The sequence below is a fragment of the Promicromonospora sukumoe 327MFSha3.1 genome (genome assembly GCF_000385135.1).
Taxonomy (GTDB): Bacteria; Actinomycetota; Actinomycetes; order Actinomycetales; family Cellulomonadaceae; genus Promicromonospora; species Promicromonospora sukumoe_B.
The window spans coordinates 74455-97346 of the sequence record NZ_ARQM01000004.1 but is presented as its reverse complement, the minus strand read 5'-3'; the positions used below and the strand labels follow the sequence as shown (position 1 = coordinate 97346).

The window sequence follows — 22892 nt, the reverse complement described above, 5'->3', positions numbered from 1 at the left end:
CCTTCCCCGACGTGCAGGTCAGCCGTTCGTCCGGCATTGAATTTCAGCCGGGTGAATCTTCCCGGGAGATTTCCTGATGGGAGATGGACACCGGTGGAAGTCCCCTGGCCACCCGAGGCGTGGGAGGATCCGCCTCATGCGCGGAATCATTCTCGCCGGCGGTTCGGGCACTCGCCTGCACCCGATCACCCAGGGCATCAGCAAGCAGCTCGTCCCGGTCTACGACAAGCCGATGATCTACTACCCGCTCTCCACGCTGATCCTGGCCGGGATCAGCGACATCCTGGTCATCACGACGCCGCATGACGCCGGGCAGTTCCAGCGCCTCCTCGGCGACGGCTCCCAGTTCGGCATCTCGATCACCTACACGGCCCAGCCGTCCCCCGACGGGCTCGCCCAGGCCTTCGTGCTCGGCGAGGAGTTCCTGGGCAGCGAGTCCGCGGCGCTCGTCCTGGGCGACAACATCTTCTACGGCCCAGGACTGGGCCATCAGCTCATGCGGTTCGCCGACCTCGACGGCGGCGCCGTCTTCGCCTACCGCGTCGCCGACCCCACCGCCTACGGCGTGGTCGAGTTCGACGACGACGGCAAGGCGCTCTCCCTGGAGGAGAAGCCCGCTCGGCCGAGGTCCAGCTACGCGGTGCCCGGCCTGTACTTCTACGACAACGACGTCGTCGAGATCGCCAAGGGGCTCAAGCCCTCGGCGCGCGGCGAGTACGAGATCACCGACGTCAACGCCGAGTACCTGCGCCAGGGGCGGCTCCAGGTCGAGGTGCTCCCCCGCGGCACGGCCTGGCTCGACACCGGCACCTTCGACTCGCTGCTCGAGGCCTCGGACTACGTCCGCACCATCGAGCGGCGCCAGGGCCTGAAGATCGGCGCCCCCGAGGAGGTCGCCTGGCGGCGCGGCTTCCTGTCCGACGACGACCTGCGCACCCGGGCGGAGAAGCTCACCAAGTCGGGCTACGGCACCTACCTCCTGGGGCTGCTGGAGCAGCAGTGACCCGGTAGCGCCGACTCGCCTATACCGGGCACACGGCGTGTCGCGCTTGCGGGCGCAAAGGCGCACCCCCGTAGCCTCACCACACCTACGGAGGAGATCGATTGAGCGCCCGCATGCCCAGAAGCCGACGACCGGATCCGGCTCCGAGCAGCCCGACCGCCGCGAGCCCCGCTCACTGGTTCGTGGACGAGACCAAGGCGGGCCGATTCATCGTCGTGGTAGCGGCCGTGTCGACAGCAGTGCTCGGCGTCGCCCGGAAGGACCTGCGCCAGCAGCTCCGAGCCGGACAGCGGAGCCTGCACTTCACCAAGGAGAGCAACTCGTCCCGGCGCGCGGTCCTCAAGATCATCGCCGACCTGCCCATCGAGGTCACGGTCTACCGGGTGTCCGGCAAGCACGGGTCCCGGGAATCACGCGAGCGATGCATCCGAGCGCTCGCGCGCGACGCCGTGAACGCGAGGCCACGGCGGATCGTCCTCGAGCGCGACGACTCACTGCAAGTCCATGACGAACGCTGGCTCTATGAGGAACTGGGCCCTGGCAACCGGCGCGATACGGAGTATCTGCACCTCAACCGGCACGACGACCCGATGCTCTGGGTGCCGGACGCGATCGCGTGGTGCATCCAGAAGGGCCGCCCCTGGCTCGACGAGGTGGCGAACGTCATCGTCCGCACCGTCGACCTGCCGTAGACAGCGCGAAGCCCGGCTCACCAACCGTCCGGATGGCTGCCGGGCTCACTTCTTGGAGCTCCTGCCCCTAGCACCGCCAAGATTACGGCACCGGTCACGCCCTGTCCACGACACCGAGGCGTCGCACCAGAGGGCACGTCCACGGCCCTACGGGGTTCCAAGCACCGTCCCCGCCGCCGCCTTCCAGCGGTCGGCCCAGTCGCCGATCGGCTCCACGCCCGCCGCCCGGAGCCGGTCGTGCCCCAGCACCGAGTACTTCGGCCGGGGCGCCGGCGCCTGGTAGGCGGCGCTCGTCGTCGGGTCCACCGGCGTCGTCAGCCCGGCGGCCGCGACCACCTCGCGGGCGAACCCGTGCCACGTCACGTGGCCCGACGACGTGCCGTGGTACAGCCCACCGGGCGCTCCCGCGGCCAGGAGGCGTACGACGAGGTCGGCCAGGTCGGCGGTCCAGGTGGGCTGCCCGGTCTGGTCGTCCACGACGGTGAGCCGGTCCCGCTCCCCCGCGACGCGCGCGATGGTCTTCGGGAAGCACTTACCGCCCGCCCCGTAGAGCCAGGCGGTACGCACCACCAGGGCGTCCGGCGCGAGCGCGCGCACCGCCCACTCGCCGGCGGCCTTGGTGCGCCCGTAGGCCGAGCGGGGGTCCACCGGCGCGTCCTCGGCGTACGGCTGCGTGGCGACGCCGTCGAACACGTAGTCCGTGGACACGTGGACCAGGCGCGCCCCGGACGCCGCCGCAGCGCGCGCGAGGTGCGCGGGTCCCGTCGCGTTCGCGGCGAAGGCCTCGGGCTCGTGCGTCTCCGCGTCGTCGACGGCGGTCCAGCCCGCGCAGTTGACGACGACGTCGTGGCCGGCCACCGCGGCGAGCACCGCCGAGGCGTCGGTGATGTCGACGTCGGCCCGCCGCAGTGCGGTCACGCGGTGCCCCGCGGCCTCCGCCGCGGCCACCATGTCCTGGCCGAGCATGCCGGCCGCGCCGAAGACCACCCAGCCCTGCTTCGTGCTCTGTCCGCTGGTCACCCTAGGATCCTAACCAGGGTCGCAGGGCCGTCGACGAACCACTCAAGGAGCCTCATGGAGTACCGCGAGCTGGCAGTGCCCGGCGCGTTCGAGATCACGCCCAAGCAGCACGGGGACCCCCGCGGGCTCTTCCTGGAGGCCTTCAGGGCGGGCCCGTTCGCCGACGCCGTCGGGCACTCCTTCGACCTCCAGCAGGCCAACTGCTCGGTCTCCGCCGCCGGGGTGCTCCGCGGCATCCACTTCGCCGACGTGCCGCCCAGCCAGGCCAAGTACGTCATGTGCGTCGGCGGCGCCGTGCTCGACGTCGTCGTGGACATCCGGGTGGGTTCGCCCACCTTCGGCACCTGGGACGCCGTCCTCCTGGACGACGTCGACCGCCGCGCGATCTACCTGTCCGAGGGCCTGGGCCACGCATTCATGTCCCTGGAGGACAGCTCGACGGTCCTCTACCTCTGCTCCGCGGGCTACGCCCCGGGCCGAGAGCACGGCATCCACCCCCTCGACGAGGACCTCGCCATCGCCTGGCCCACCACGGCGAGAGACGGCACCCCGCTCACGCCCCTCCTCTCGGAGAAGGACGAGGCGGCCCCCACCCTGAAGGAGGCCCAGTCCCAGGGCCTCCTCCCAACCATGGAAGCGGTCAGCACCTACGTCGCCGGTCTTCAAACCGCCCCAGCGACCAGGCTCTGACGGAGGCCAAGTACGCAACCACCCCGCCAGCGAGCAAGGGCGACCCAACAGCAGAGGTCCGGGCGAACGTGAGGGGTGCGCCGCCGTAAAACCGTAGCGGAGGGCCCCCTGGGGCCCGTGAGCGAGGCGGCGCACCCCTCACGTTCGCCCGGACCGGACCCAGCCACAGGCCCGAACCCAAGAGAAGCTACTGCCCCGAAGCCGCGTACTTGGCCTCCGTCAGAGCCTTCGCGCCCCTCCACCAGGCCTCGTTCTCCCGGTACCACTCCACGGTCGCCGCCAGCCCCTCGCGGAAGTCCGTGTACCGCGGCGCCCACCCCAGCTCCGTGCGCAGCCGGCTCGCGTCGATCGCGTACCGCAGGTCGTGCCCCGGCCGGTCGGTCACGTGGTCGTAGTCGTCGGCGTCGCGCCCGAAGATCTCCAGCAGGGTGCGCACCACGTCGAGGTTGCTGGTCTCGCCGTCGGCTCCGATCAGGTACGTCTCGCCGACGACGCCCTTCTCGATGATGGCCCAGACCGCGCTGTTGTGGTCCTCGACGTGGATCCAGTCGCGCACGTTGAGGCCGGCGCCGTACAGGCGGGGGCGCACGCCGTCGATCAGGTTGGTGACCTGCCGCGGGATGAACTTCTCGATGTGCTGGTACGGGCCGTAGTTGTTCGAGCAGTTCGAGATGGTCGCCTGCACGCCGAAGGACCGCACCCAGGCCCGGACCAGCAGGTCGGAGCCCGCCTTGGTCGAGGAGTACGGCGACGACGGGTTGTACGGGGTGTCCGGCGTGAACCGCTCCGGGGTGTCCAGCGGCAGGTCGCCGTACACCTCGTCGGTCGAGATGTGGTGGAACCGCACCCCGTGCCGGCGCACCGCCTCCAGCAGCGTGAACGTGCCCACCAGGTTGGTCTGCACGAACGGCGACGGGTCGTTCAGCGAGTTGTCGTTGTGCGACTCGGCGGCGAAGTGGACCACCAGGTCCGACTCCCCCACGAGGCGGTCCACGAGCGGCGCGTCGGTGATCGAGCCCTCGACCAGCTCGACCTGGTCCGCGACCGGGTCGAGCGACGTGCGGTCGCCCGCGTAGGTGAGGGCGTCGAGCACGGTGACCCGCGCGTCGGGGCGCTCGCGCACCGTCTGGTGCACGAAGTTGGCCCCGATGAAACCGGCGCCGCCGGTGACCAGCACGCGCATCGCTCAGTCCCGTCCGTAGATGTCGCGGGTGTAGACCTTGTCGGCCACGTCGTCGAGCGCCTCGGTGCGGCGGTTCGCGATGATGACGTCGGCGCGGCCCTTGAACGCATCCAGGTCGCGGACGACCTCGCTGGAGAAGAACTCGTCGTCCTCCAGGCTGGGCTCGTAGACGATGACCTCGATGCCCTTGGCCTTGATGCGCTTCATGATGCCCTGGATCGAGGATGCCCGGAAGTTGTCCGACCCGGACTTCATCACCAGTCGGTAGACCCCGACCGTCTTCGGCTCACGGCGCAGGATGTCCGCGGCGACGAAGTCCTTGCGGGTCGTGTTCGCCTCGACGACCGCGTTGATCAGGTTCTGCGGCACGTCGGCGTAGTTCGCCAGCAGCTGCTTCGTGTCCTTCGGCAGGCAGTACCCGCCGTACCCGAACGAGGGGTTGTTGTAGTGGGTGCCGATGCGAGGGTCCAGGCCGACGCCCTCGATGATCTGCGCCGTGTCCAGGCCGTGGGTCGCCGCGTACGTGTCGAGCTCGTTGAAGTACGCGACCCGCAGCGCGAGGTAGGTGTTGGCGAACAGCTTGATCGCCTCCGCCTCGGTCGGGTCCGTCAGCAGCACGGGGGTGTCCTTGGTCAGGGCGCCCTCCAGCAGCAGGTCCGCGAACTGCTTGCCCCGCGGGCCGCGGTCGCCGACCACGATGCGCGAGGGGTGCAGGTTGTCGTACAGCGCCCGGCCCTCGCGCAGGAACTCCGGGGAGAACACGATCGCCGCGCCGGGGTGCTCCTCGCGCATGCGCCGGGTGAACCCGACCGGGATCGTCGACTTGATCACGATCGTCGCCTCCGGCGCCGCGACCAGGACGTCCGCGATCACGGTCTCCACCGACGAGGTGTCGAAGAAGTTGGACTCCTCGTCGTAGTTCGTCGGGGTCGCGATGACCACCACCCCCGCGCCCGCGTAGGCGGCGTCCTTGTCGAGGGTCGCGGTCAGGTTCAGGTCGACCTCGGCCAGGTACTGCTCCAGCTCCGCGTCAACGATCGGCGACCTGCGGTCGTTGACCAGCGCGACCTTGGCGGGGTCCACGTCCAGCGTGAACACCTCGTGGTGCTGCGCGAGCAGCACCGCGTTCGACAGCCCGACATACCCCGTACCGACAACAGCGATCTTCACGACGATGCTCCTGACAGGAAGACTTGGACGACGCGCCCATGGTAGGCGCGTGGCAGGCTCCCGCTCATCGGCCCCAGGTCCGATCTCTCGCGCTTCGCCCAGTGACGCACGCCACACCGGCGTGCGCACGCCTGCGAGGTTAGGCTTGCCTCACCATGTCTGAGAACACCGCCGCATCCCCCGCAAGGCCCCGCAAGGGCGTCCGCACCACGGCGACCGTGACCGCGGTCCGGCAGCTCACGCCGCACATGATCCGGGTGTCGATCGGCGGTGAGGCACTGGCCGGCACCGACGCCACGCCGTTCCCCGACCGCTACGTGAAGCTGGTCATGGCGGAGCCCACGGAGCCCGAGGGCCGCCCCGTGCTGCGCACCTACACGATCCGCGCGGTGACCGAGGCCGGCTGGGACATCGACGTCGTCACGCACGGCGACGTGGGCCACGGCGGCCCCTGGGCGCAGCGGGTCCAGCCGGGCGACGAGGTCTCCTTCGTGGGCCCGGGCGGCGACTACGCGCCGTCCCCGGACGCCCCGTGGCACCTCCTTGCGGGCGACGAGTCCGCCCTCCCGGCCATCGCGGCCGCGTGCGAGGCCATGCCCGACGGCGCCGTGGCGCACGTCTTCGTCGAGGTCTCCGACGCGTCGGAGGAGCAGCCGATCATCAGCGCCGCGAACCTCCACCTCACCTGGGTCCACCGGTCCGCCGGCGCGAACCTGGTCGACGTCGTGCAGGCGGCCGAGCTGCCCGACGGCGCCCCGCACACGTTCCTGCACGGCGAGGCCGGCTGCGTGCGCGACCTGCGCCGCTGGGCCCGCGCCGCGCTGGGCGTGCCGCGCGAGCTGCTCTCGGCCTCGGGCTACTGGCGCCGCGGCCGCGACGACGAGCACTGGCGCGCGGAGAAGCCCGAGTGGCGCGCCGCCGTCGAGCAGGACGACCTGGTCCTCAGCGCGCACTGAGCGCGCTGAGCGCACCGGCCACATCAGGACGTACTACAGCCCGTCGAGCACCGCGAACCAGCGGTCCGCCGTGGCGCCGTCGTACGGCGCCTCCCCGGCGCTCACCGCGGCGAGCAGGGCGTCGGCGTCCGACCGCACCTGGGCCACGACCTCCGGCGGGTACCCGTAGCGGACGGTGTGCTCGGCGAACTCGTCCTCGTCGTCGATGAAGAAGTCGCCCCGCTCCCGCGCCCGCTCGCTGCCTGGCCGCAGCGCCAGCACGTCGAGGTCCATGTCGACGGCGGAGACCTCGAACGCCGGACGGCGGCGACCCCCGCCGTCGGGCACGGCGCGCCACTCAGGCACCGTGGCGAGGTCGATGTAGAGCAGCACGCCCCGCGGGTTGTCGCGGTAGAGGTCGGCGACCCACCCGCCGTCGCCGAAGAGGACGACCCCCGGGTGGCGTGTGCGGTAGTCCCGCCCGGGCCGGCTGAACCGGGTCCCGGTCGGGTAGCCGAGCCAGACGCCGTGCTCGTCCTCGCCGAGGTACGCGGCGTCGAAACGCCAGTGCGGGGTGCCGTCCCACTTGCGCATACGGCAGCCCACGAGGGTCCCCGGCCCGGTCGGCCGCGGCGTCGGCCGAGACCCTGAAAAGCCCTGGTCAGCAGGTTGTTGCGCAGACATGTCCGGGAGCCTACCCAGTCGTCGTCGGGCCGTAACCGAAGGGCACTACGCTCTGGCCACCGTCGGCGCCGTGCACACGCCGGGACGACGGTTCTCCTGCTCAACCGTCGACCCCACGAGGAGTCTTCATGTCCCCTGCAAGCCGCCGTCTCGCCGCGTCCGGTGAGACTGCGCACCAGGTCCCGGCCGCCGACGAGATGATCACCGAGGCGCTGCTCGCCGCCACGGCCGAGACTCTGCACAACCCGCATCCGGACAGGCCGGACCCGTTACCGGACGCCCGGCCCCTGCCGGCCCCGGACCAGGAGTCCTGGGCCCTGGCCAAGGAGCCCAACCGGCTGCCGCGCGAGGTGTGGTCCGCCCCGGACCGCGCCGCCGACCGCCCGTTCCAGGAGCGCCCCGAGCCGCCGTCGGGCGATGCGGTGGTCACCGCCGCCCTGCGTCGCGGCCTGCCGGTCGACGAGGCCGTCACCACCTCGATCCGCGGGGCCCGCACGCTGGACACCAGCCAGTGGCGGTCGCTCTGCCACTCGCTCATGGCCTATCCCGAGACCCGGCGCGCCGGGGTCGCCGGCGCGGCCCTGATCGCGCAGCGCGTGGGCCTGCGCGAGCTCGCGTGGGACCTCCTGCGCCAGCTCGGGCCCGACGACGCCGCCCGGCTCGCCCCGGCGGAGTACCTGCGGGCCGGCATCGCCATGGCCGACCCCGACGTCGCCCGCACGGCGGCCACCTGGGTGCGCCACGGGTTCGTGTCCGACGCCGCGGTGCTGCTCGACCTCGCCCGGCTGCTGTTCATCGCCGACGAGTACGCCCTGGCCGCCGAGGCCCTCGACGCCGCCCGCCACGCGACCGGGCTGACCGAGCAGGTCCAGGCGTCCGTGGACCACCTCGCACCCTGGATCGAGAAGGCGCTGCGGCCCGCCACCCCTGCGAAGGTGCCTACGGGGCACGTGTCGTTCGCCGTGCTCGACTACAAGGCGCCCGACGAGAACGTGTCCTCCAGCAACATCGGCGACACCGTGCAGACCATCGCGAGCCTGGGCCACCTGCTCCGCCACGAGGGCGTGCGCCTGCACGGCGACGACGCCGTCACCGAGCCCGTGCGGCGCCTCGCGGACCGGGTGCGGCCCGAGCACGTGGTGCCGGGACCGGGCGCCGACGTCGACCTGACCCTGGTGCAGCGCGACATGTCCCGGCTCGACGCCGTGCCGGAGAACACGTGGATGCTCGCGTTCGGCTGGTACATGCACAGCCAGTTCGACCTGCGGTTCGACTTTCCGTTCCACGAGAACCTGCAGCCGCTGTTCGTGTCGTTCCACATCAACAAGCACGCCATCCTGACGCCCACCGCGATCGACTACCTGCGGGCCCACGGGCCGATCGGCTGCCGCGACTGGACCACCGTGCACCTGCTGCTCAACGCGGGCGTCCCGGCGTTCTTCAGCGGCTGCCTCACCACCACCATCGACACGGTCTTCCCCGCGGGCCACACGCCCGCGCCCGCCGGCGCCCCGGCCGTGTACGTGGACACGCCCGTGCCCGAGCACGACGCCGGCAGCGAGCTGGTCACGCACCTGCACCCCTCGGTGCGCAGCAACCCGTTCGCCCGGAACGTGCACGACGCCGTGGACCTGCTCGACTCCTACCGCGGCCGGTACTCGCGCGTGGTCACCTCGCGCCTGCACGCCTTCCTGCCGTCCTGGTCCATCGGGGCGAACGTCGACTTCCGCCCCCGGAACGACGCCGACATCCGGTTCGCCGGCCTGCTCGACGCCGACGAGGCCGCCCGGCTGGCGATGCGGGAGAAGATCCGCGGCCTCGTGGCGCCCGCCATGGGCCGCGTCCTCGCCGGCGCGTCCCGCGACGAGGTCTACGCGACCTGGGCTGCCACCGTGGCGCCCGAGGTGGAGCGGGCGCTGGTGGTGCACGCCGCACCGGTGGCCGCGCCGTCGGGCACCTGCGACGTGGCCGGCATCGTGGCCGGCGTGCGCGCCACGCGCACGGTCGTGGCGGCGACGACGCCGCGGTCCGCGGCGGGCGAGCTCAACGTGGCCGTGGCCCTGGACGGCAACCTGCGCGCCCAGATGGAGGTGGTCGTCGCCGGGGTGGTGCGGCACACCGACCGGCCCGTGCGGTTCGTCGCCCTCACGCGCGACCACGGCACGGCGGACCACGAGCGGCTCGCCGCGCTGTTCCCCGAGGTCACGTTCGAGTGGTACGCCTGCGACGGGATCGACTACGGGGCCGTGCTCGGCATGCTCAAGCACATCACGGTCGCCACGATGGACCGGCTGCTGCTGCCCGAGCTGCTGCCGCACCTGGACCGCGTGCTCTACCACGACCTGGACGCGCTGACCGTGACGGACCTGGCGGAGCTGTACGACACCGACCTGGGCGGGGCGCCGCTGGCCGCCCGCCCGTCGATCTCGTACAACTACCGGCACGGCGTGGGCAACGTCATCCGGGCCACGCGGCTGCTCAAGCACGACCCGGCGGCCGCGCGGGACCTGGTGCGCGCCATGATGCAGCGGCACCGGCACGGCTACCAGGGCTTCAACGCGGGCATCCTGCTGCTGAACCTGGACGTGATGCGGGCCGACGGCTTCACCGCCGAGTTCGTGCCGTACGCCGAGCGGTACGGCCTCAACGACCAGGACGTGCTGAACGCGTACGCCGGGTCGCGGTACCGGGTGCTGGACGCGCGGTGGAACGCGTGGCCCACGCAGGAGCTCGTGTCGGAGCCGGCCCTGATCCACTGGGCGGGCCCGGTCAAGCCGTGGCACGAGGACCGGTACGTCCTGCTCAAGGAGCACTGGCGGGCCGCGGAGTCCTGGCTCTCGACCCGGCGCGGCTGAGGCGCGGCTCCTCGCAGGTCGCGCCTCTCGTTGGTCGAGCTTGTCGAGACCCAGGTCTCGACAAGCTCGACCAGCGAACGCAGATCGACCCGCGAAGGTCTCGACAAGCTCGACCAGCGAACGAGGTGCGTCAGTACGTGTCGGTCGACGCCGGGGCCGGCGCGTCCTCGTCGAAGCCCGCCAGGACCGAGGCCGTGCCCGACAGCCCCAGGCGGGTGGCGCCCGCCTCGATCATCGCGAGCGCCGTCTCCAGGTCCCGGATGCCGCCGGAGGCCTTGACCCCGAGGCTGCCCCCGCCCACCGCGCCGACGGTGCGGGCCATGAGCGAGACGGCGTGCACGGAGGCGCCGCCGGCCGGGTGGAAGCCCGTGGACGTCTTGACGAAGTCGGCGCCGGCGGCCTCGGCCGCCTTGCAGGCACCGACGATCTGCTCGTCGGTGAGCGCGGCGGACTCGATGATCACCTTGAGCACGCGGCCGGGCTGGACGGCGCCGCGGACGGCGGCGATGTCGGCCTCGACGACGTCGAACCGGCCGGCGCGGGCGGTGCCGACGTCGATCACCATGTCGACCTCGTCGGCGTCGTCGGCCACCGAGCGGGCGGCCTCGAACGCCTTGACGTCGCTCATGTGCTTGCCCGACGGGAACCCGCAGACCGTGGCGACGGCGAGCCGCCCGGCGGCGACCTCCACCGCTAGCGAGACGAACGAGGGCGAGACGCACACCGAGTAGACGCCGAGCTCGGCGCCCTCCTCGACGAGGGCCGCGACGTCGGCGGCCGTGGCCTCCGGCTTGAGCAGGGTGTGGTCCACGAACGCGGCGAGGGCCGCCTTGTCACGCGGCACGAGGACGTGCGGCGCGGGAGTCGATGCGGTCATACGAGGGCACCTTCTACTTTCTGAAATCCGGGGAGGATGACCTGGTCCACGAGGTCGCGGCGCTCGTCGTGGTGGATGAACGCGCCCCAGGCGGCGGTGACGGTCACGTCCGCCAGGTCGTCGAGGGTCCAGCCGGCCTCGTCGACGAGGAGCTTCATCTCGTGCGTCATCGAGGTGCGGGACATGAGGCGGTTGTCCGTGTTGAGCGTGACGGCGAAGTCCAGCTCCTTGAGGCGGGTGATCGGGTGCGCCGCGATCGAGCCGGCGACGCCCGTCTGGAGGTTCGACACGGGGCACAGCTCGAGCGGGATCTGGTGGTCGCGCACCCAGTGCGCCAGGCGGCCGAGCTCGGCGGCCTGGTCGCCGTCGGTCGTGAACGCGATGTCGTCGATGATCCGCGCGCCGTGGCCCAGGCGGTCGGCCTGCCCGAGGTGTACGGCCTGCCCGATGGAGTCGAGGCCGGCGGCCTCGCCGGCGTGGATGGTCACGGGCACGTCGTGCTCGGCGAGGAACCGCCAGATGCCGAGGTGCCGCGAGGGCAGGAACCCGTCCTCGGGCCCGGCGATGTCGAACCCGACGACGCCGCGGTCGCGGTAGGTGACGGCGAGCTCGGCGACCTCGTGCCAGCGGTCCGCCTGCCGCATCGCGCCGACGATCTGGCCCACCCGGATGATGTGGCCCTCGGCCGCGGCGGCCGCGATGCCGTCGTCGATCCCGGCCTGGACGGCCTCGACGGCCGCGCCGAGCGACAGGCCGCCGGCCAGGTGCTGCTCAGGAGCCCAGCGCTGCTCGGCGTAGACGACGCCGTCGGCGGCCAGGTCGAGCACCGCCTCGCGGGCGACGCGGGCCAGGTTGTCGGCCGTCTGCATGACGGCGATGGTGTGCTCGAAGGTCTCGATGTACCGCACGAGCGAGCCGGAGTCGGCCGCGTCGCGGAACCAGGCGGCCAGCGAGTCGGCGTCGCCGGCGGGCAGCTCGTGCCCGGCGGCGTCGGCGAGCTCGAGGACGGTCTGCGGTCGCAGGCCGCCGTCGAGGTGGTCGTGGAGCAGTACCTTGGGCAGGGCGCGGAGGAGCGCCTCGCCGGGGCGGGCCCCGGGGTCTTGCGTGGTCATGCTGACAACCTACCGTCCCGTCAGTGGGCTTCCATCGTCGCCCCGGTGTCGCCGGTCTGCCACCGCCCCACGCGCTCGGGCAGCACCACCCAGGCGACGTGCGGCCAGCCGCCGAGCCCGGCGGTCAGCGCCTTGCGCACGCGCGCGGCGGTGCGGTCGACCGAGGTCTGCTGCACCTCGCCGTCCGTGGCCGGGAAGGGCGGCGGGTCGAGCAGCGCGGAGACCGGCACGGTGTGCAGGCCCGCGCCGGACGGCTCGTAGAGGACGGCGTTGCCCTCGTCGCCCTCGCCGTCGGCCAGGGTGAGCAGCACCACGTGGCGCGGGACGGCGGTCTCCCAGCCGCCCGCGACGTCGCCGCCGGTGTACAGCGGCACCGGGATCCCCGCGCGGGCGGCGGCGACCGCCGCCTCCAGCAGGGCCCGTGAGCCGCCGACGCGGTGGGTGTAGCGCACCCCGCCGTAGCTCGCGAACCGCGCGGCGCCCCACGGGGGCGTGCCGTAGCTGCGCGGCCAGCCCGCCACGACCAGCCCGTGCCGGTTCGTGGCCGCCTGGATCGCGTGCTGGAGCCGCGCGAACCGCGCGGCCGGGTCGTCCCCCGCGATCCGCAGCGCCGCCCGGGGGTCCCCGGCCAGCCCGAGCATCGCCAGCACGGCCGACCCGCACGTGGTCTCGTCCACCTGCACCGCCGCGGCGGCAGTGCCGTCGAGCGAGGGCAGGTTCAGCCGCCGCGGGAAGCCGACCGTGCCGGTGCCGCGCTCGCGCGCCAGCGGGTCCAGCACGGACCGCGCGGCGCGCGACGTCGCCGACTCCAGCCGGCGCTCGACGTCGTGCGGGATCACCGGGCGCTCGAAGCGGCCCGGCGGCGGCACGTCAGGAACGGGCCCGGCGAATGCACGCATCGCACCGAGCAGGGACGAAAGGCGCATTGTCGACTGCACGTTCGTCAGGCTAAGCCGACGTCACGCGACTCGCCGGTCCGCCACGCTGAAGAACGGTGCCAGCCCGCTTCCGGTGGGTGAAAACTACCTCCCACCTCAGACGATGCGGTCCAGCACCACCGATCCCTCGGCCGCCAGGGCGGCTCCGACGAGGGCTCCCGCGCCGAGGTCCATGCTCGCCAGCGCGCCGGCGGCACCCGAGAGGGCCCCGCCCAGCACGCCGTCGCCCGCGGGGTCCACCGACCAGCCGCCGTCGAGGGCCGCGCGGGCCCGCGCGAACCGCTCCGGGGTGTCGGTGTGCAGCGTCATGAGCGGCTGCCCGGCGGTGACCTGCTCGCCCGGCTTCACGTGGATCTCGATGCCGGCCGCCGCCTGGACCGCGTCCTCCTTGCGGGCCCGGCCCGCGCCCAGCCGCCGGACGGCGACGCCCACGGCGTACGCGTCGAGCGAGGTGAGCACGCCGGACTCGGTGGCCACGACCGTCTCGGTCTCCTTGGCGACCGGCAGCGGCGCGTCGACGTCGCCGCCCTGCGCGGCGATCATGGCCCGCCACCTGTCCATGGCGCGGCCGTCGGCCAGCGCGGCCCGCACGTCGTCCTCCGACCGGGGCCGGTCCGCCGCGGCGAGCATCTCCACGGCGAGCGCGACGGTCAGGTCGACGACGTCGGCGGGGCCCCCTCCGGCCAGCACCTCCAGCGACTCGCGCACCTCCAGGGCGTTGCCCGCGGTGCGGCCCAGGGGCACGGACATGTCCGTGACGAGGGCGACGGTGCGCACCCCGGCGTCCGTCCCGAGGTCGACCATGGTGCGGGCGAGCTCGCGCGCGTCGTCCAGGGTCTTCATGAAGGCGCCCGAGCCGACCTTGACGTCGAGCACCAGCGCGCCGGTGCCCTCCGCGATCTTCTTGGACATGATCGAGCTCGCGATGAGCGGGATCGCCTCGACGGTGCCCGTGACGTCGCGCAGCGCGTACAGCTTGCGATCGGCCGGGGCCAGCCCGGAGCCTGCCGCGCAGATGACGGCGCCCACGTCCTCGAGCTGCGCCATCATCTCGGCGTTGCTCAGCGCGGCCCGCCAGCCCGGGATGGCCTCCAGCTTGTCGAGCGTGCCGCCCGTGTGGCCCAGGCCGCGCCCCGAGAGCTGCGGCACGGCGACGTCGAACACCGCGACCAGCGGCGCGAGCGGCAGCGTGATCTTGTCGCCCACGCCGCCGGTGGAGTGCTTGTCCGCCGTCGGCCGCGAGAGACCGGAGAACGACATGCGCTCTCCGGTCCGGATCATCGCGGCGGTCCACCGGGAGATCTCCTGACGGGTCATCCCGTTGAGCAGGATCGCCATGGTCATCGCGGACATCTGCTCGTCGGCCACGACGCCACGGGTGTAGGCGTCCACCAGCCAGTCGACCTGCTCGTCGGTGAGGGACTCGCTGTCGCGCTTGACCCGGATCAGGTCTACCGCGTCGAAGGGTTCGGTCATCGTGCTGCCTCCCGCACATGGTCCAGGTCGCCCGGCCCGAAGGCCTGGGGCAGTACTTCCGTCATCGGCTGGATGCCCAGCGGGGTGTCCACCAGCAGCTCGGCGCCGCCGTGCTCCCACAGGAGCTGGCGGCACCGGCCGCACGGCATGATCGTCTCGCCGAGCGAGTTCACGCAGGTGAACGCCGCCAGCCGGCCGCCGCCCGACATGATCAGGGCGCTGACCAGCGAGCACTCGGCGCACAGGGTGACCCCGTACGCGGCGTTCTCGATGTTGGCGCCCGTGAGCAGGCGGCCGTCGGCGGCGAAGGCCGCCGCGCCCACCTTGAAGTCGGAGTACGGCGCGTAGGCGTGCTCGACCGCCTCGCGGGCCGCGGCCCGCAGGCCGTCCCAGTCCACGGCGGTCTCGGTCTCGGGGCGCGCGGGATCGACGGAGTTCACGTCCACCATCCTCACCCCTTGATGTACGGCTCGCCCGACGCGGCCGGCGGGCGCGAGCGTCCCACCAGGCCGGCCACGGCGAGCAGGGTGACCACGTACGGGATCATCAGCATGAACTGGCTCGGCACCGGGGAGCCGACGACGGAGAGCACGTTCTGCAGGTTCGACGCGAAGCCGAACAGGAGGCCCGCGAACGCCGCGCGCACCGGGTCCCACTTGCCGAAGATGACGGCCGCGAGGGCGATGTAGCCCGCGCCGCCGGTCATGTTCTCGCCGAACTGGCTGAGCTGGACGGTGGTGTAGAACGCGCCGCCCAGGCCCGCGACGGCACCGGCGACGAGCACCGCGTTGTACCGGGTGCGGACCACGTCGATGCCGACGGTGTCGGCCGCCTTCGGGTGCTCGCCCACGGCCCGCAGGCGCAGGCCCCAGCGGGTGCGGTTGAGGGTGTACCAGACGGTCGGCACGGCGATGAACATCAGGTAGATGAGCAGCGGCTGGTCGAACAGGACCGGGCCGAGCACCGGGATGTCCGACAGCACCGGGATCGGGATCGACTGGAACCGCGTGGTCGAGTTCAGCGCCTCCGCGTCGGGCACGAGCACCTGCGAGTACAGGAAGCTCGTCAGCCCGACGACGAGCACGTTGAGCACGACACCGACGATCACCTGGTTCACGTGGTACGTGATCGCGAACACGCCGAGCACGAGCGCCACCAGGGCGCCCGCGGCCACGGCCGCGACCAGGCCGGCCACCGCGCTGTTGGTGATCGAGGAGACGATCGCCGCGGTGAAGGCCGCGCCGAGCAGCTGCGCCTCGATCGCGATGTTCACCACGCCCGCGCGCTCGCCGATCACGCCGCCCAGGGCGCCGTAGACGAACGGCACGGACCACAGGACGGCGCCACCGAGCAGGCCGACGATCGACAGGTCGCGGGGGCTGCCCGCGCCGGCCCAGGCCAGGAAGCCGAGCAGGCCGGCCAGGGAGAAGAGCACGACGAGCCAGAGCGACGTGCGGCGCCCCCGCGCGGTGAGCACGAAGGCCGCGGCCGTCACGGCGAGCATGACCGCGCCGCACACCCAGGCGAACGCCGTCGCGGGCAGCACGATCACGGGGATCTGGAAGAAGTCGGCACGCTGCGACAGCAGGAACCGGGTGTCACCCGCGTGCGGCACCGCGACGAGCAGCAGCGCGTACAGCAGGGTCACGGCGAGGAGCACGCCCGCCGTCTTCCACGACACGACCGTGACGGTGCGCGTGGTCTCCGACAGCGGCGCGTCGAGCTGGGTGGTGGGGTCGGCGCTCACGCGGCTGCCTCCTTCTGGTTCCGGGCCGCCTTGGGCTTCTTCGGTGCCCGGCGCCGGTTCGGGTCCGGCAGCCGGAAGATCGCGCGCACCAGCGGCGGCGCGGCGATGAACAGCACGATGAGCGACTGCACCACGAGCACGATGTCGCTCGGGACGCCCTCGGCGGCCTGCATCGTGGTGCCGCCCGCCTTGAACGCGCCGAACAGGATGCCGGCCGCGAGCACGCCCCACGGGTTGGAGCCGCCGAGCAGGGCGACGGTGATGGCGTCGAACCCGATACCGGCGTCGATGTCGGAGCTGAAGCCGGTGGTGACGCTGCCCAGCACCTGCGAGGCGCCGGCCAGGCCGACCAGGCCACCGGCCACGAGCATCACGTTGATGGTGGCGCGCCCGGTGTCGATGCCCGCCACGCGCGCGGCGCGCGGGTTCTCGCCGACGGCGCGGAACGCGAAGCCGGTGGAGGAGCGGTTGAGCAGCCACCACACGCCGACGACGGCCAGCAGCGCCAGGACGAAGCCCCAGGTCAGGTTGAACCGGTCGCCCAGCAGCGCCGGGAGCTGCGCCGACTCGGGCGTCGGCGGCGTCTTGGGGTTGGACGAGCCGGGAGCCTGCAGCAGCCCCGGCGTCGCCAGGAAGTACGAGATCAGGTAGTAGGCGACGTAGTTGAGCATGATCGTGACGATCACCTCGTGCGCCCCGGTGCGGGCCTTGAGCACGCCCGCGATCCCGGCCCACACCGCGCCCGCCGCGATGCCGGCCACGAGGGCCAGCAGCAGGTGCAGCGGGAACGGCACCCCACTGACGCCGAAGCCGACCCAGCCGGCCGCGGCGGCGGCCACGAGCATCTGCCCCTGGCCACCGATGTTGAACAGGCCGGCCCGGAACGCCAGCGCCACGCCGAGGCCCGCCGCGATGAGCGGGGTCGCGTAGCTGAGGGTCTCCGTGAGCGGCCGGATCGCGGTGACGAAGTCCGGCGCCTGCAGGTTCACCACGGAGCCGCGGAACAGCGCGGAATAGGCTCCGCCGACCGCCTGGCCGATCGCGACGAACGTGTCGGCGGGCCGCGCGAAGAAGTAGACCGCAGACGCCTTCACCTCCTCGTCGGTGAAGACGATCATGATGGATCCCGCCAGGACGGCGAGCAGGACGGCGCCCACGGACACGGTCCACGGGCTCGTCATGGTCTGCTGCAGCGCCTTGGCCAGGCGGCTCTCCGTGTCCGGCATGTCCTCGCCGGCCGGGCTGCCCAGCTCGCGGGCCCGCTCCTGCTCCAGCTCCTCGGCGGTGCCGGGGTCGAGGCCCGGCTCCTGCTCGGGGTTCGACCCCGGGCTCGACTCGGGCGCGCTCACGCGACCTCTCCCTTCGCGTCCTGCGGCGAGATCCCCGCCATCATCAGGCCCAGCACGTCACGCGGGGTGTCCGCGGGCACGATGCCCACGACCTTGCCGCGGTACATCACCATGATGCGGTCGGCCAGGGCCACCGCCTCGTCCAGCTCGGTGGAGACCACCACGACCGGGATGCCGGCATCCCGGGTCTCGACGATCCGCTTGTGGATGAACTCGATGGAGCCCACGTCCACGCCACGCGTCGGCTGCGCCGCGACGAACAGGCGCAGGTCGCGCGACAGCTCACGGGCGAGCACCACCTTCTGCTGGTTGCCGCCCGACAGGCGGCCCACCGGCGTGGTGATGGACTGCGTGCGGACGTCGAACTCCGCGACCTTCTCGTCGGCGAACCGGTCACGGTGCGCCAGCTGCAGCGCGCCCGCCTTCACGAACGGCGGGCCGTCGGTGCGGTCGAGCATGAGGTTCTCGGCGATGGTGAACTCGCCGATCAGCCCGTCGAGCGTGCGGTCCTCGGGCACGAAGCCCACGCCCTGGTCGAGGATCCGGCGCACCGAGCGGCCCACCAGCTCCTTGCCGTCCAGCGTGATGCTGCCGGAGACGTCGCCCTGCAGGCCGATCAGGGCCTCGGTGAGCTCGGTCTGGCCGTTGCCCTGGACGCCGGCGACCACGAGCACCTCGCCGCCGCGCACCTCGAAGCTGACGTCGTCGACCACCACGGTGCCGGACTCGCTGGTCACCACCAGGTCGGTGACCTTCAGCGCGTTGTCCCGCAGCGTGGGCTCGTCCTTCTGCACGGTCAGCTCGACGGCGCGGCCCACCATCAGGGAGGCGAGCTCCGAGTCGGACGCCGTGGGGTCGGCCTCGCCGACCACCTTGCCGTGCCGGATCACGGTGATGCGGTCGGCCACGGCGCGGACCTCGCGCAGCTTGTGGGTGATGAACACGATCGCGGAGCCCTCGTCGCGCAGCTGGCGCATGATCGCCATCAGCTCGTCGGTCTCCTGCGGGGTGAGCACCGCCGTCGGCTCGTCGAAGACCAGCACGTCGGCGTTCCGCGAGAGCGCCTTGATGATCTCGACGCGCTGCTGGACACCCACGGGCAGGTCCTCGACCAGCGCGTCGGGGTCCACGTGGAAGCCGAACCGCGCGGAGATCTCCTTCACCTGGGCGCGGGCCGCCTCCAGGTCGAGGCGTCCGCCGCCACGGGTCTGCTCGTGGCCGAGCATGACGTTCTCCGCCACGGTGAAGACGGGCACCAGCATGAAGTGCTGGTGCACCATGCCGATGCCGGCGGCCATGGCGTCACCGGGGCCTGCGAACTCCTGGACCACGTCGTCCAGGAGGATCTCGCCCTCGTCCGCCTCGTACAGGCCGTACAGCACGTTCATCAGGGTGGACTTGCCAGCCCCGTTCTCGCCCAGGAGCGAGTGGATCTCGCCTGGCTGGACGACCAGGTCGATGTGGTCGTTCGCGACGAGCGCGCCGAAGCGCTTGGTGATGCCGCGCAGCTCGAGCCGCATAGGAATCCTTCCCGAAAGGGGTCCTGCTCATGACAGGTCCCGGGGCGCACGGCGCGTGCCGTGCCCCCCGGGACCATCTTGCGTCAAGTTCTGGCCGTCGACCGGTCCGCCGTGGGCCGACCGGTCGAGCCGACGTCACTTGGCGAGGTAGGACTCCACCGGCACGTCACCGGCGATGATCGACTCCTTGAGGGCCTGGACCTCTTCCCAGAGGGCCGGGTCCACCTTGTCCTCGAAGTTGTGCAGCGGGGCGATGTCCACGCCGCCGTTCTCGAGGGTACCCACGTACGGGGTCGGGTCGAACTCGCCGTTGCCCGAGGCGACGACGGCCTCCTCGGTGGAGACGTCCATCTTCTTCAGCACCGAGGTGAGGACCAGGTCCTGCGTAGTGGCGTCGGTCTCGTAGAAGTCGGCGTCCGCGCCGATGATCGCCACGTCGTCACCCGAGTCCGCGATCGCGTCCATCGCGCCCTGGTAGATGGGCCCACCAACCGGGAACAGGACGTCGACACCCTGATCAAGGATGTTCTGAGCGGTGGTCTTCGCCGCCGGGTCGGCCGCGAAGCTGCCCGTGAACGAGCCCTTCTTGCCGTCCCATCCGATCAGTTCCACGTCAGCATCGTTGGTCTCGTTGTAGTAGTCGATGCCCTGCTTGAAACCGTCCATGAAGATCGTGACGGTCGGAAACTCCTGGCCACCGTACGTACCCACCTTGCCGGCCTCGGAGTAGCCCGCGGAGAGGTAGCCCGCGAGGAACGCAGCCTGCGCGGTGTCGTACAGGAGCGGCTTGATGTTGTCGGCGTCGGCCTTGCCGTCGCCGTCCGCGTCGGCGGCGTCGTCGATGATGATGTAGTCGATGTCGGGGTTCGCGGTCGCCGACTCGATGGTCGTCGCCGACAGCGCGTACCCCACCGTCACGATCGCGTTGCAACCCTCGCCGACGAGAGACTCGACGTTGCCCTTGTACTCGCTCTCCGACGCGGACTGCACGTCGACGAGGTCGGTGCCAAGCTCCTTGGCCGCGGCGGTCGCGCCCTCGAAGCTGAGCTGGTTGAAGCTCTTGTCGTCGAACCCGCCCTGGTCCGACACGATGCAGGGCTTGAAGTCACTGGCGGCGTTGCTCTCGCCACCGGTGGACTCCTCCGGGGCAGCGCCGCACGCCGAGAGCGCGAGCGCCGTTGCTCCCGCAATGGCGGTGAGCCAGACAGCCTTCTTCACTGGTGCTCCTTCGATGATCCAGAGGGCGATGTCCCAGACGGATCTGAGGCCCTATACCGCACCGAGGGTAGCCAGCGCATCTGGCATTTCGCGTTTCGAGACGGTAACCGGAGTAAGTCGTTACCGAAGCGTCATCGACAGCAACCTAGCCAGGAGTGACAAGGCAGCGAGACGAGGACGAGGATGCCCCAGCGCGACTCAGCCATCGCCGGGACATCCTCGAGGTTTCCTCGCTCGGTCAGACCGAGAGCCTTGCGGACGCGACGTTCTTGCCGACGATCAAGCGAAGCTCAGCAGTTCCACTGGAAACCCCGACAACCTCCCACCGGGTAGTCATGGAGACCATCGCGCTCCGGCTCGCGCTCTCCTCCTTGACCCACCGGTTCCAGGCCGGGGCATCGCAGACCGCTCCGTTGCACTGCTGATAGGCCGTGTGTCGCGCAGTGATCTTGTCGTTGTACGCGCCCTGGACGAGCGTGTAGTCGGCGATGAAACCGAGCTTGATCCCGGCACCGTTCGATCCCGACACCGCGCAGTCCTCACGTCGGGCAAACCCCGTACCGCTGAAGACCTTGCAGCTCTTGATCGAGCCGTTGTAACTGGCCATCGCCGAGAACTCCTCCTCGGACATGCCCAGAGCAGAAGGATCGAACGCCCCGGACTCCTCCTGGACCAGGGTCCGGGTCACAGACCCATCAGAGAAGAGCGCGGTGTCGACCTGGTTTCCGTCCTGCCGGGTCGACACCGTCTCGACGGGCACGGAACCGCTCAGCATGCTCTCGGGAAGCTCACCCTCACGCAGTCCAGCCTCGAGCCGTCGCTGGACCTGAGGCGAGACTTCCGCAGCACTCCAGAACTCTCGCGTGCTTTCGATGGACTGCACGACAACCGCGGCCGCGGCCGCCTCAGCTCGGGCCTCATCAGCGCTCAGCGGATCTCCCTGGGCTGCCGCCGGGACGACCGTCACGACGAGGAAGACTGCCAGCAGCGAAGCGACCACGCCTCGCATCCACGTGGTTGCTCGTCCCAAGGTTTCTTGCATGCGCATGTGCGACCTACCCCCCGCAACAGGTGAGACTCACGGATCGAGCCTCCTTCCGCGCGACAATAAACTCCCGACACCCACTCGGCAATGAAAGCCTTTGCCTCAGGAGGCAGCGAACTGCGCGAGTGTCCGTACGCCCACGCCGATCGCCCGCTCGTCCACGACCAGGTCGCCCTGGTGCAGGTCGTAGGTGCGGCCGCCGGGGGTGCGCACGCCGAGCCGCGCCATGGTGCCCGGAACCTTGCGCAGGTACCAGGCGAAGTCCTCGCCGCCCATGGACTGCTCGGTGAGCTGCACGGCGTCGGGGCCGACGGCGTCGCGGATCGCGGCCTCCAGGTCCCCGGTCGCCTCGGCCTCGTTCTCGACGGGCGGCACACCGTGCGTCACGGTCACCGAGATGTCCACCTGGTACGGGGCCACGACCTGCTCGACGGCCTCGCGCACCAGCTCGCCGGCCTTCTCCCACGCGCGCACGTCGAGGCAGCGCAGCGTGCCCTTGAGGATGCCGCTGGACGGGATCGCGTTCGGCGTGGAGCCGGCCTGCACCGCGCCCCAGGTGAGGTTCACGCCCGAGCGCGGGTCCAGGCGCCGGCCCAGGACGGCGGGCGTCTGCGTGATGACCTGGCCGAGCGCGAAGACGACGTCGCCGGTGAGGTGCGGGCGCGAGGTGTGCCCGCCGGGCGACGAGATGGTCACCATGACCGAGTCGCTCGCGGAGGTGATGGGGCCGATGCGGGTGCCCACGTGGCCGACGTCGAACTTCGGGTCGCAGTGCAGCGCGGCCATGCGGTCCACGCCGTCGAGCTCGGACGTCTTGTTGATGATGTCCTCCGCGCCGCCGGGGAAGACCTCCTCGGCGGGCTGGAAGAAGAGCCGGACGCCGCGGCGCAGCCGCCCCTCCTCCTGCAGGCGGGCCAGCACCAGGCCGGCGCCGAGCACCGCGGTGGTGTGCACGTCGTGCCCGCAGGCGTGCGCGACCCCGGGGCGGGTCGAGGCGAACTCCACGCCGCTCGTCTCGTGCAGCGGCAGGGCGTCGAGGTCGGCGCGCAGGCCCACGCGGCCCTCGCCGTCGGGCCCGTGGTCGGGGCCGATGTCGCAGACCAGGCCGGTGCCCGTCGGCAGCGGCCGCGGGTCCAGCCCGGCGGCGCGCAGGCGGTCGACCAGCAGCGCGGTGGTGCGGATCTCCTGACGGGAGAGCTCCGGGTGCCGGTGCACGTCCCGGCGGAACGCGACCAGCTCGGCGTCGAACCCGTCCGCGAGCTCGCTCACGCGGGCCGCCAGCGCCGCGACGACGTCCGTCGCGTTCCCCCCGGGCACGTCCCCGACCGGCATCTGATCGTGCGAAACGATCTGATCGAAATCGGCAAGACTGACGGGC

General features: G+C 71.7%; 20 protein-coding genes. 5 read left to right on the top strand and 15 right to left on the bottom strand.

What is annotated here, in order from left to right; translation table 11 throughout:
* Positions 1-136: 136 nt before the first annotated feature.
* Together rfbA and H291_RS0102585 are read left to right on the top strand one after the other, a co-directional pair.
* The gene (gene rfbA, locus H291_RS0102590; RefSeq protein WP_020013420.1) at positions 137-1003 is read left to right on the top strand and encodes a glucose-1-phosphate thymidylyltransferase RfbA; all 867 of its coding nucleotides are present in this window, start codon (positions 137-139) and stop codon (positions 1001-1003) included.
* Between the two features lie 182 nt (positions 1004-1185).
* Positions 1186-1695 carry a hypothetical protein gene (locus H291_RS0102585; protein WP_020013419.1) on the top strand — a complete coding sequence of 170 codons (510 nt, stop codon included), beginning with the start codon at positions 1186-1188 and terminating at the stop codon, positions 1693-1695.
* Between the two features lie 147 nt (positions 1696-1842).
* Here H291_RS0102585 and rfbD read toward each other — a convergent pair whose 3' ends face one another.
* Positions 1843-2715: a dTDP-4-dehydrorhamnose reductase gene (gene rfbD / locus H291_RS0102580; protein ID WP_020013418.1), complete on the bottom strand. Its 873-nt coding sequence runs from the start codon at positions 2713-2715 to the stop codon at positions 1843-1845.
* 54 nt (positions 2716-2769) lie between these two features.
* On the opposite strand from rfbD, the gene H291_RS0102575 reads away from it, so the two are divergent.
* Positions 2770-3405, top strand: a complete 636-nt coding sequence (locus H291_RS0102575; RefSeq protein WP_020013417.1) for a dTDP-4-dehydrorhamnose 3,5-epimerase family protein — start codon at positions 2770-2772, stop codon at positions 3403-3405.
* A gap of 187 nt (positions 3406-3592) precedes the next feature.
* Here H291_RS0102575 and rfbB read toward each other — a convergent pair whose 3' ends face one another.
* Complete coding sequence (gene rfbB, locus H291_RS0102570; protein ID WP_020013416.1) at positions 3593-4588, bottom strand: dTDP-glucose 4,6-dehydratase; 996 nt, start codon at positions 4586-4588, stop codon at positions 3593-3595.
* 3 nt (positions 4589-4591) lie between these two features.
* A complete protein-coding gene (locus tag H291_RS0102565) occupies positions 4592-5758 on the bottom strand; it encodes a nucleotide sugar dehydrogenase (RefSeq protein WP_020013415.1) in 1167 nt (388 codons plus the stop codon).
* 155 nt (positions 5759-5913) lie between these two features.
* Between H291_RS0102565 and H291_RS0102560 the strand changes: the two genes are divergently transcribed.
* Positions 5914-6714: a siderophore-interacting protein gene (locus H291_RS0102560; protein WP_026365320.1), complete on the top strand. Its 801-nt coding sequence runs from the start codon at positions 5914-5916 to the stop codon at positions 6712-6714.
* 33 nt (positions 6715-6747) lie between these two features.
* Here H291_RS0102560 and H291_RS0102555 read toward each other — a convergent pair whose 3' ends face one another.
* On the bottom strand, positions 6748-7287 hold the full coding sequence (locus H291_RS0102555) for a DUF402 domain-containing protein (RefSeq protein ID WP_020013412.1): 540 nt from the start codon (positions 7285-7287) through the stop codon (positions 6748-6750).
* Between the two features lie 218 nt (positions 7288-7505).
* Between H291_RS0102555 and H291_RS0102550 the strand changes: the two genes are divergently transcribed.
* Positions 7506-10232 (top strand): glycosyltransferase, encoded by a 2727-nt coding sequence (locus tag H291_RS0102550; protein ID WP_026365318.1) that lies wholly within the window; start codon positions 7506-7508, stop codon positions 10230-10232.
* Positions 10233-10362: 130 nt separating this feature from the next.
* Here the strand turns inward: H291_RS0102550 and deoC are convergent, their stop codons facing one another.
* From deoC to H291_RS0102495, 11 genes are all read right to left on the bottom strand, one after another.
* Positions 10363-11109, bottom strand: coding sequence for a deoxyribose-phosphate aldolase (gene deoC, locus H291_RS0102545; protein WP_020013410.1), 747 nt, complete (start codon positions 11107-11109; stop codon positions 10363-10365).
* Complete coding sequence (locus tag H291_RS0102540; protein WP_020013409.1) at positions 11106-12221, bottom strand: adenosine deaminase; 1116 nt, start codon at positions 12219-12221, stop codon at positions 11106-11108. Before H291_RS0102540 ends, deoC begins: the two co-directional genes overlap by 4 nt.
* Before the next feature lie 20 nt (positions 12222-12241).
* The gene (locus H291_RS0102535) at positions 12242-13120 is read right to left on the bottom strand and encodes a hypothetical protein (protein WP_157236674.1); all 879 of its coding nucleotides are present in this window, start codon (positions 13118-13120) and stop codon (positions 12242-12244) included.
* Positions 13121-13255: 135 nt separating this feature from the next.
* A complete protein-coding gene (locus H291_RS28325; protein WP_020013407.1) occupies positions 13256-14635 on the bottom strand; it encodes a thymidine phosphorylase in 1380 nt (459 codons plus the stop codon).
* Positions 14632-15084, bottom strand: a complete 453-nt coding sequence (locus tag H291_RS0102525) for a cytidine deaminase (protein ID WP_051109359.1) — start codon at positions 15082-15084, stop codon at positions 14632-14634. The genes H291_RS28325 and H291_RS0102525 overlap by 4 nt, the downstream gene beginning before the upstream one ends.
* A 2-nt stretch (positions 15085-15086) precedes the next feature.
* Positions 15087-16382, bottom strand: coding sequence for an ABC transporter permease (locus H291_RS0102520; protein WP_020013405.1), 1296 nt, complete (start codon positions 16380-16382; stop codon positions 15087-15089).
* The gene (locus H291_RS0102515) at positions 16379-17731 is read right to left on the bottom strand and encodes an ABC transporter permease (RefSeq protein WP_020013404.1); all 1353 of its coding nucleotides are present in this window, start codon (positions 17729-17731) and stop codon (positions 16379-16381) included. Before H291_RS0102515 ends, H291_RS0102520 begins: the two co-directional genes overlap by 4 nt.
* Positions 17728-19251, bottom strand: coding sequence for an ABC transporter ATP-binding protein (locus H291_RS0102510; protein WP_020013403.1), 1524 nt, complete (start codon positions 19249-19251; stop codon positions 17728-17730). The genes H291_RS0102515 and H291_RS0102510 overlap by 4 nt, the downstream gene beginning before the upstream one ends.
* Before the next feature lie 135 nt (positions 19252-19386).
* On the bottom strand, positions 19387-20469 hold the full coding sequence (locus tag H291_RS0102505; protein ID WP_020013402.1) for a BMP family lipoprotein: 1083 nt from the start codon (positions 20467-20469) through the stop codon (positions 19387-19389).
* A 238-nt stretch (positions 20470-20707) separates the two neighbouring features.
* Positions 20708-21469 (bottom strand): hypothetical protein, encoded by a 762-nt coding sequence (locus tag H291_RS0102500; protein ID WP_020013401.1) that lies wholly within the window; start codon positions 21467-21469, stop codon positions 20708-20710.
* A gap of 147 nt (positions 21470-21616) precedes the next feature.
* Entirely contained in the window at positions 21617-22846 is a 1230-nt protein-coding gene (locus H291_RS0102495) for an amidohydrolase (protein ID WP_020013400.1), read from the bottom strand.
* Positions 22847-22892 lie beyond the last annotated feature (46 nt).

Bases quoted from the DNA above. Each gene is read 5' to 3' on its own strand.
- rfbA (WP_020013420.1), top strand. From the start codon at position 137: ATGCGCGGAATCATTCTCGCCGGCGGTTCGGGCACTCGCCTGCACCCG.
- H291_RS0102575 (WP_020013417.1), top strand. From the start codon at position 2,770: ATGGAGTACCGCGAGCTGGCAGTGCCCGGCGCGTTCGAGATCACGCCC.
- rfbB (WP_020013416.1), bottom strand. From the start codon at position 4,588: ATGCGCGTGCTGGTCACCGGCGGCGCCGGTTTCATCGGGGCCAACTTC.
- H291_RS0102560 (WP_026365320.1), top strand. From the start codon at position 5,914: ATGTCTGAGAACACCGCCGCATCCCCCGCAAGGCCCCGCAAGGGCGTC.
- H291_RS0102555 (WP_020013412.1), bottom strand. From the start codon at position 7,287: ATGCGCAAGTGGGACGGCACCCCGCACTGGCGTTTCGACGCCGCGTAC.
- H291_RS0102550 (WP_026365318.1), top strand. From the start codon at position 7,506: ATGTCCCCTGCAAGCCGCCGTCTCGCCGCGTCCGGTGAGACTGCGCAC.
- deoC (WP_020013410.1), bottom strand. From the start codon at position 11,109: ATGACCGCATCGACTCCCGCGCCGCACGTCCTCGTGCCGCGTGACAAG.
- H291_RS0102540 (WP_020013409.1), bottom strand. From the start codon at position 12,221: ATGACCACGCAAGACCCCGGGGCCCGCCCCGGCGAGGCGCTCCTCCGC.
- H291_RS0102535 (WP_157236674.1), bottom strand. From the start codon at position 13,120: ATGCGTGCATTCGCCGGGCCCGTTCCTGACGTGCCGCCGCCGGGCCGC.
- H291_RS28325 (WP_020013407.1), bottom strand. From the start codon at position 14,635: ATGACCGAACCCTTCGACGCGGTAGACCTGATCCGGGTCAAGCGCGAC.
- H291_RS0102525 (WP_051109359.1), bottom strand. From the start codon at position 15,084: ATGGTGGACGTGAACTCCGTCGATCCCGCGCGCCCCGAGACCGAGACC.
- H291_RS0102510 (WP_020013403.1), bottom strand. From the start codon at position 19,251: ATGCGGCTCGAGCTGCGCGGCATCACCAAGCGCTTCGGCGCGCTCGTC.
- H291_RS0102495 (WP_020013400.1), bottom strand. From the start codon at position 22,846: ATGCCGGTCGGGGACGTGCCCGGGGGGAACGCGACGGACGTCGTCGCG.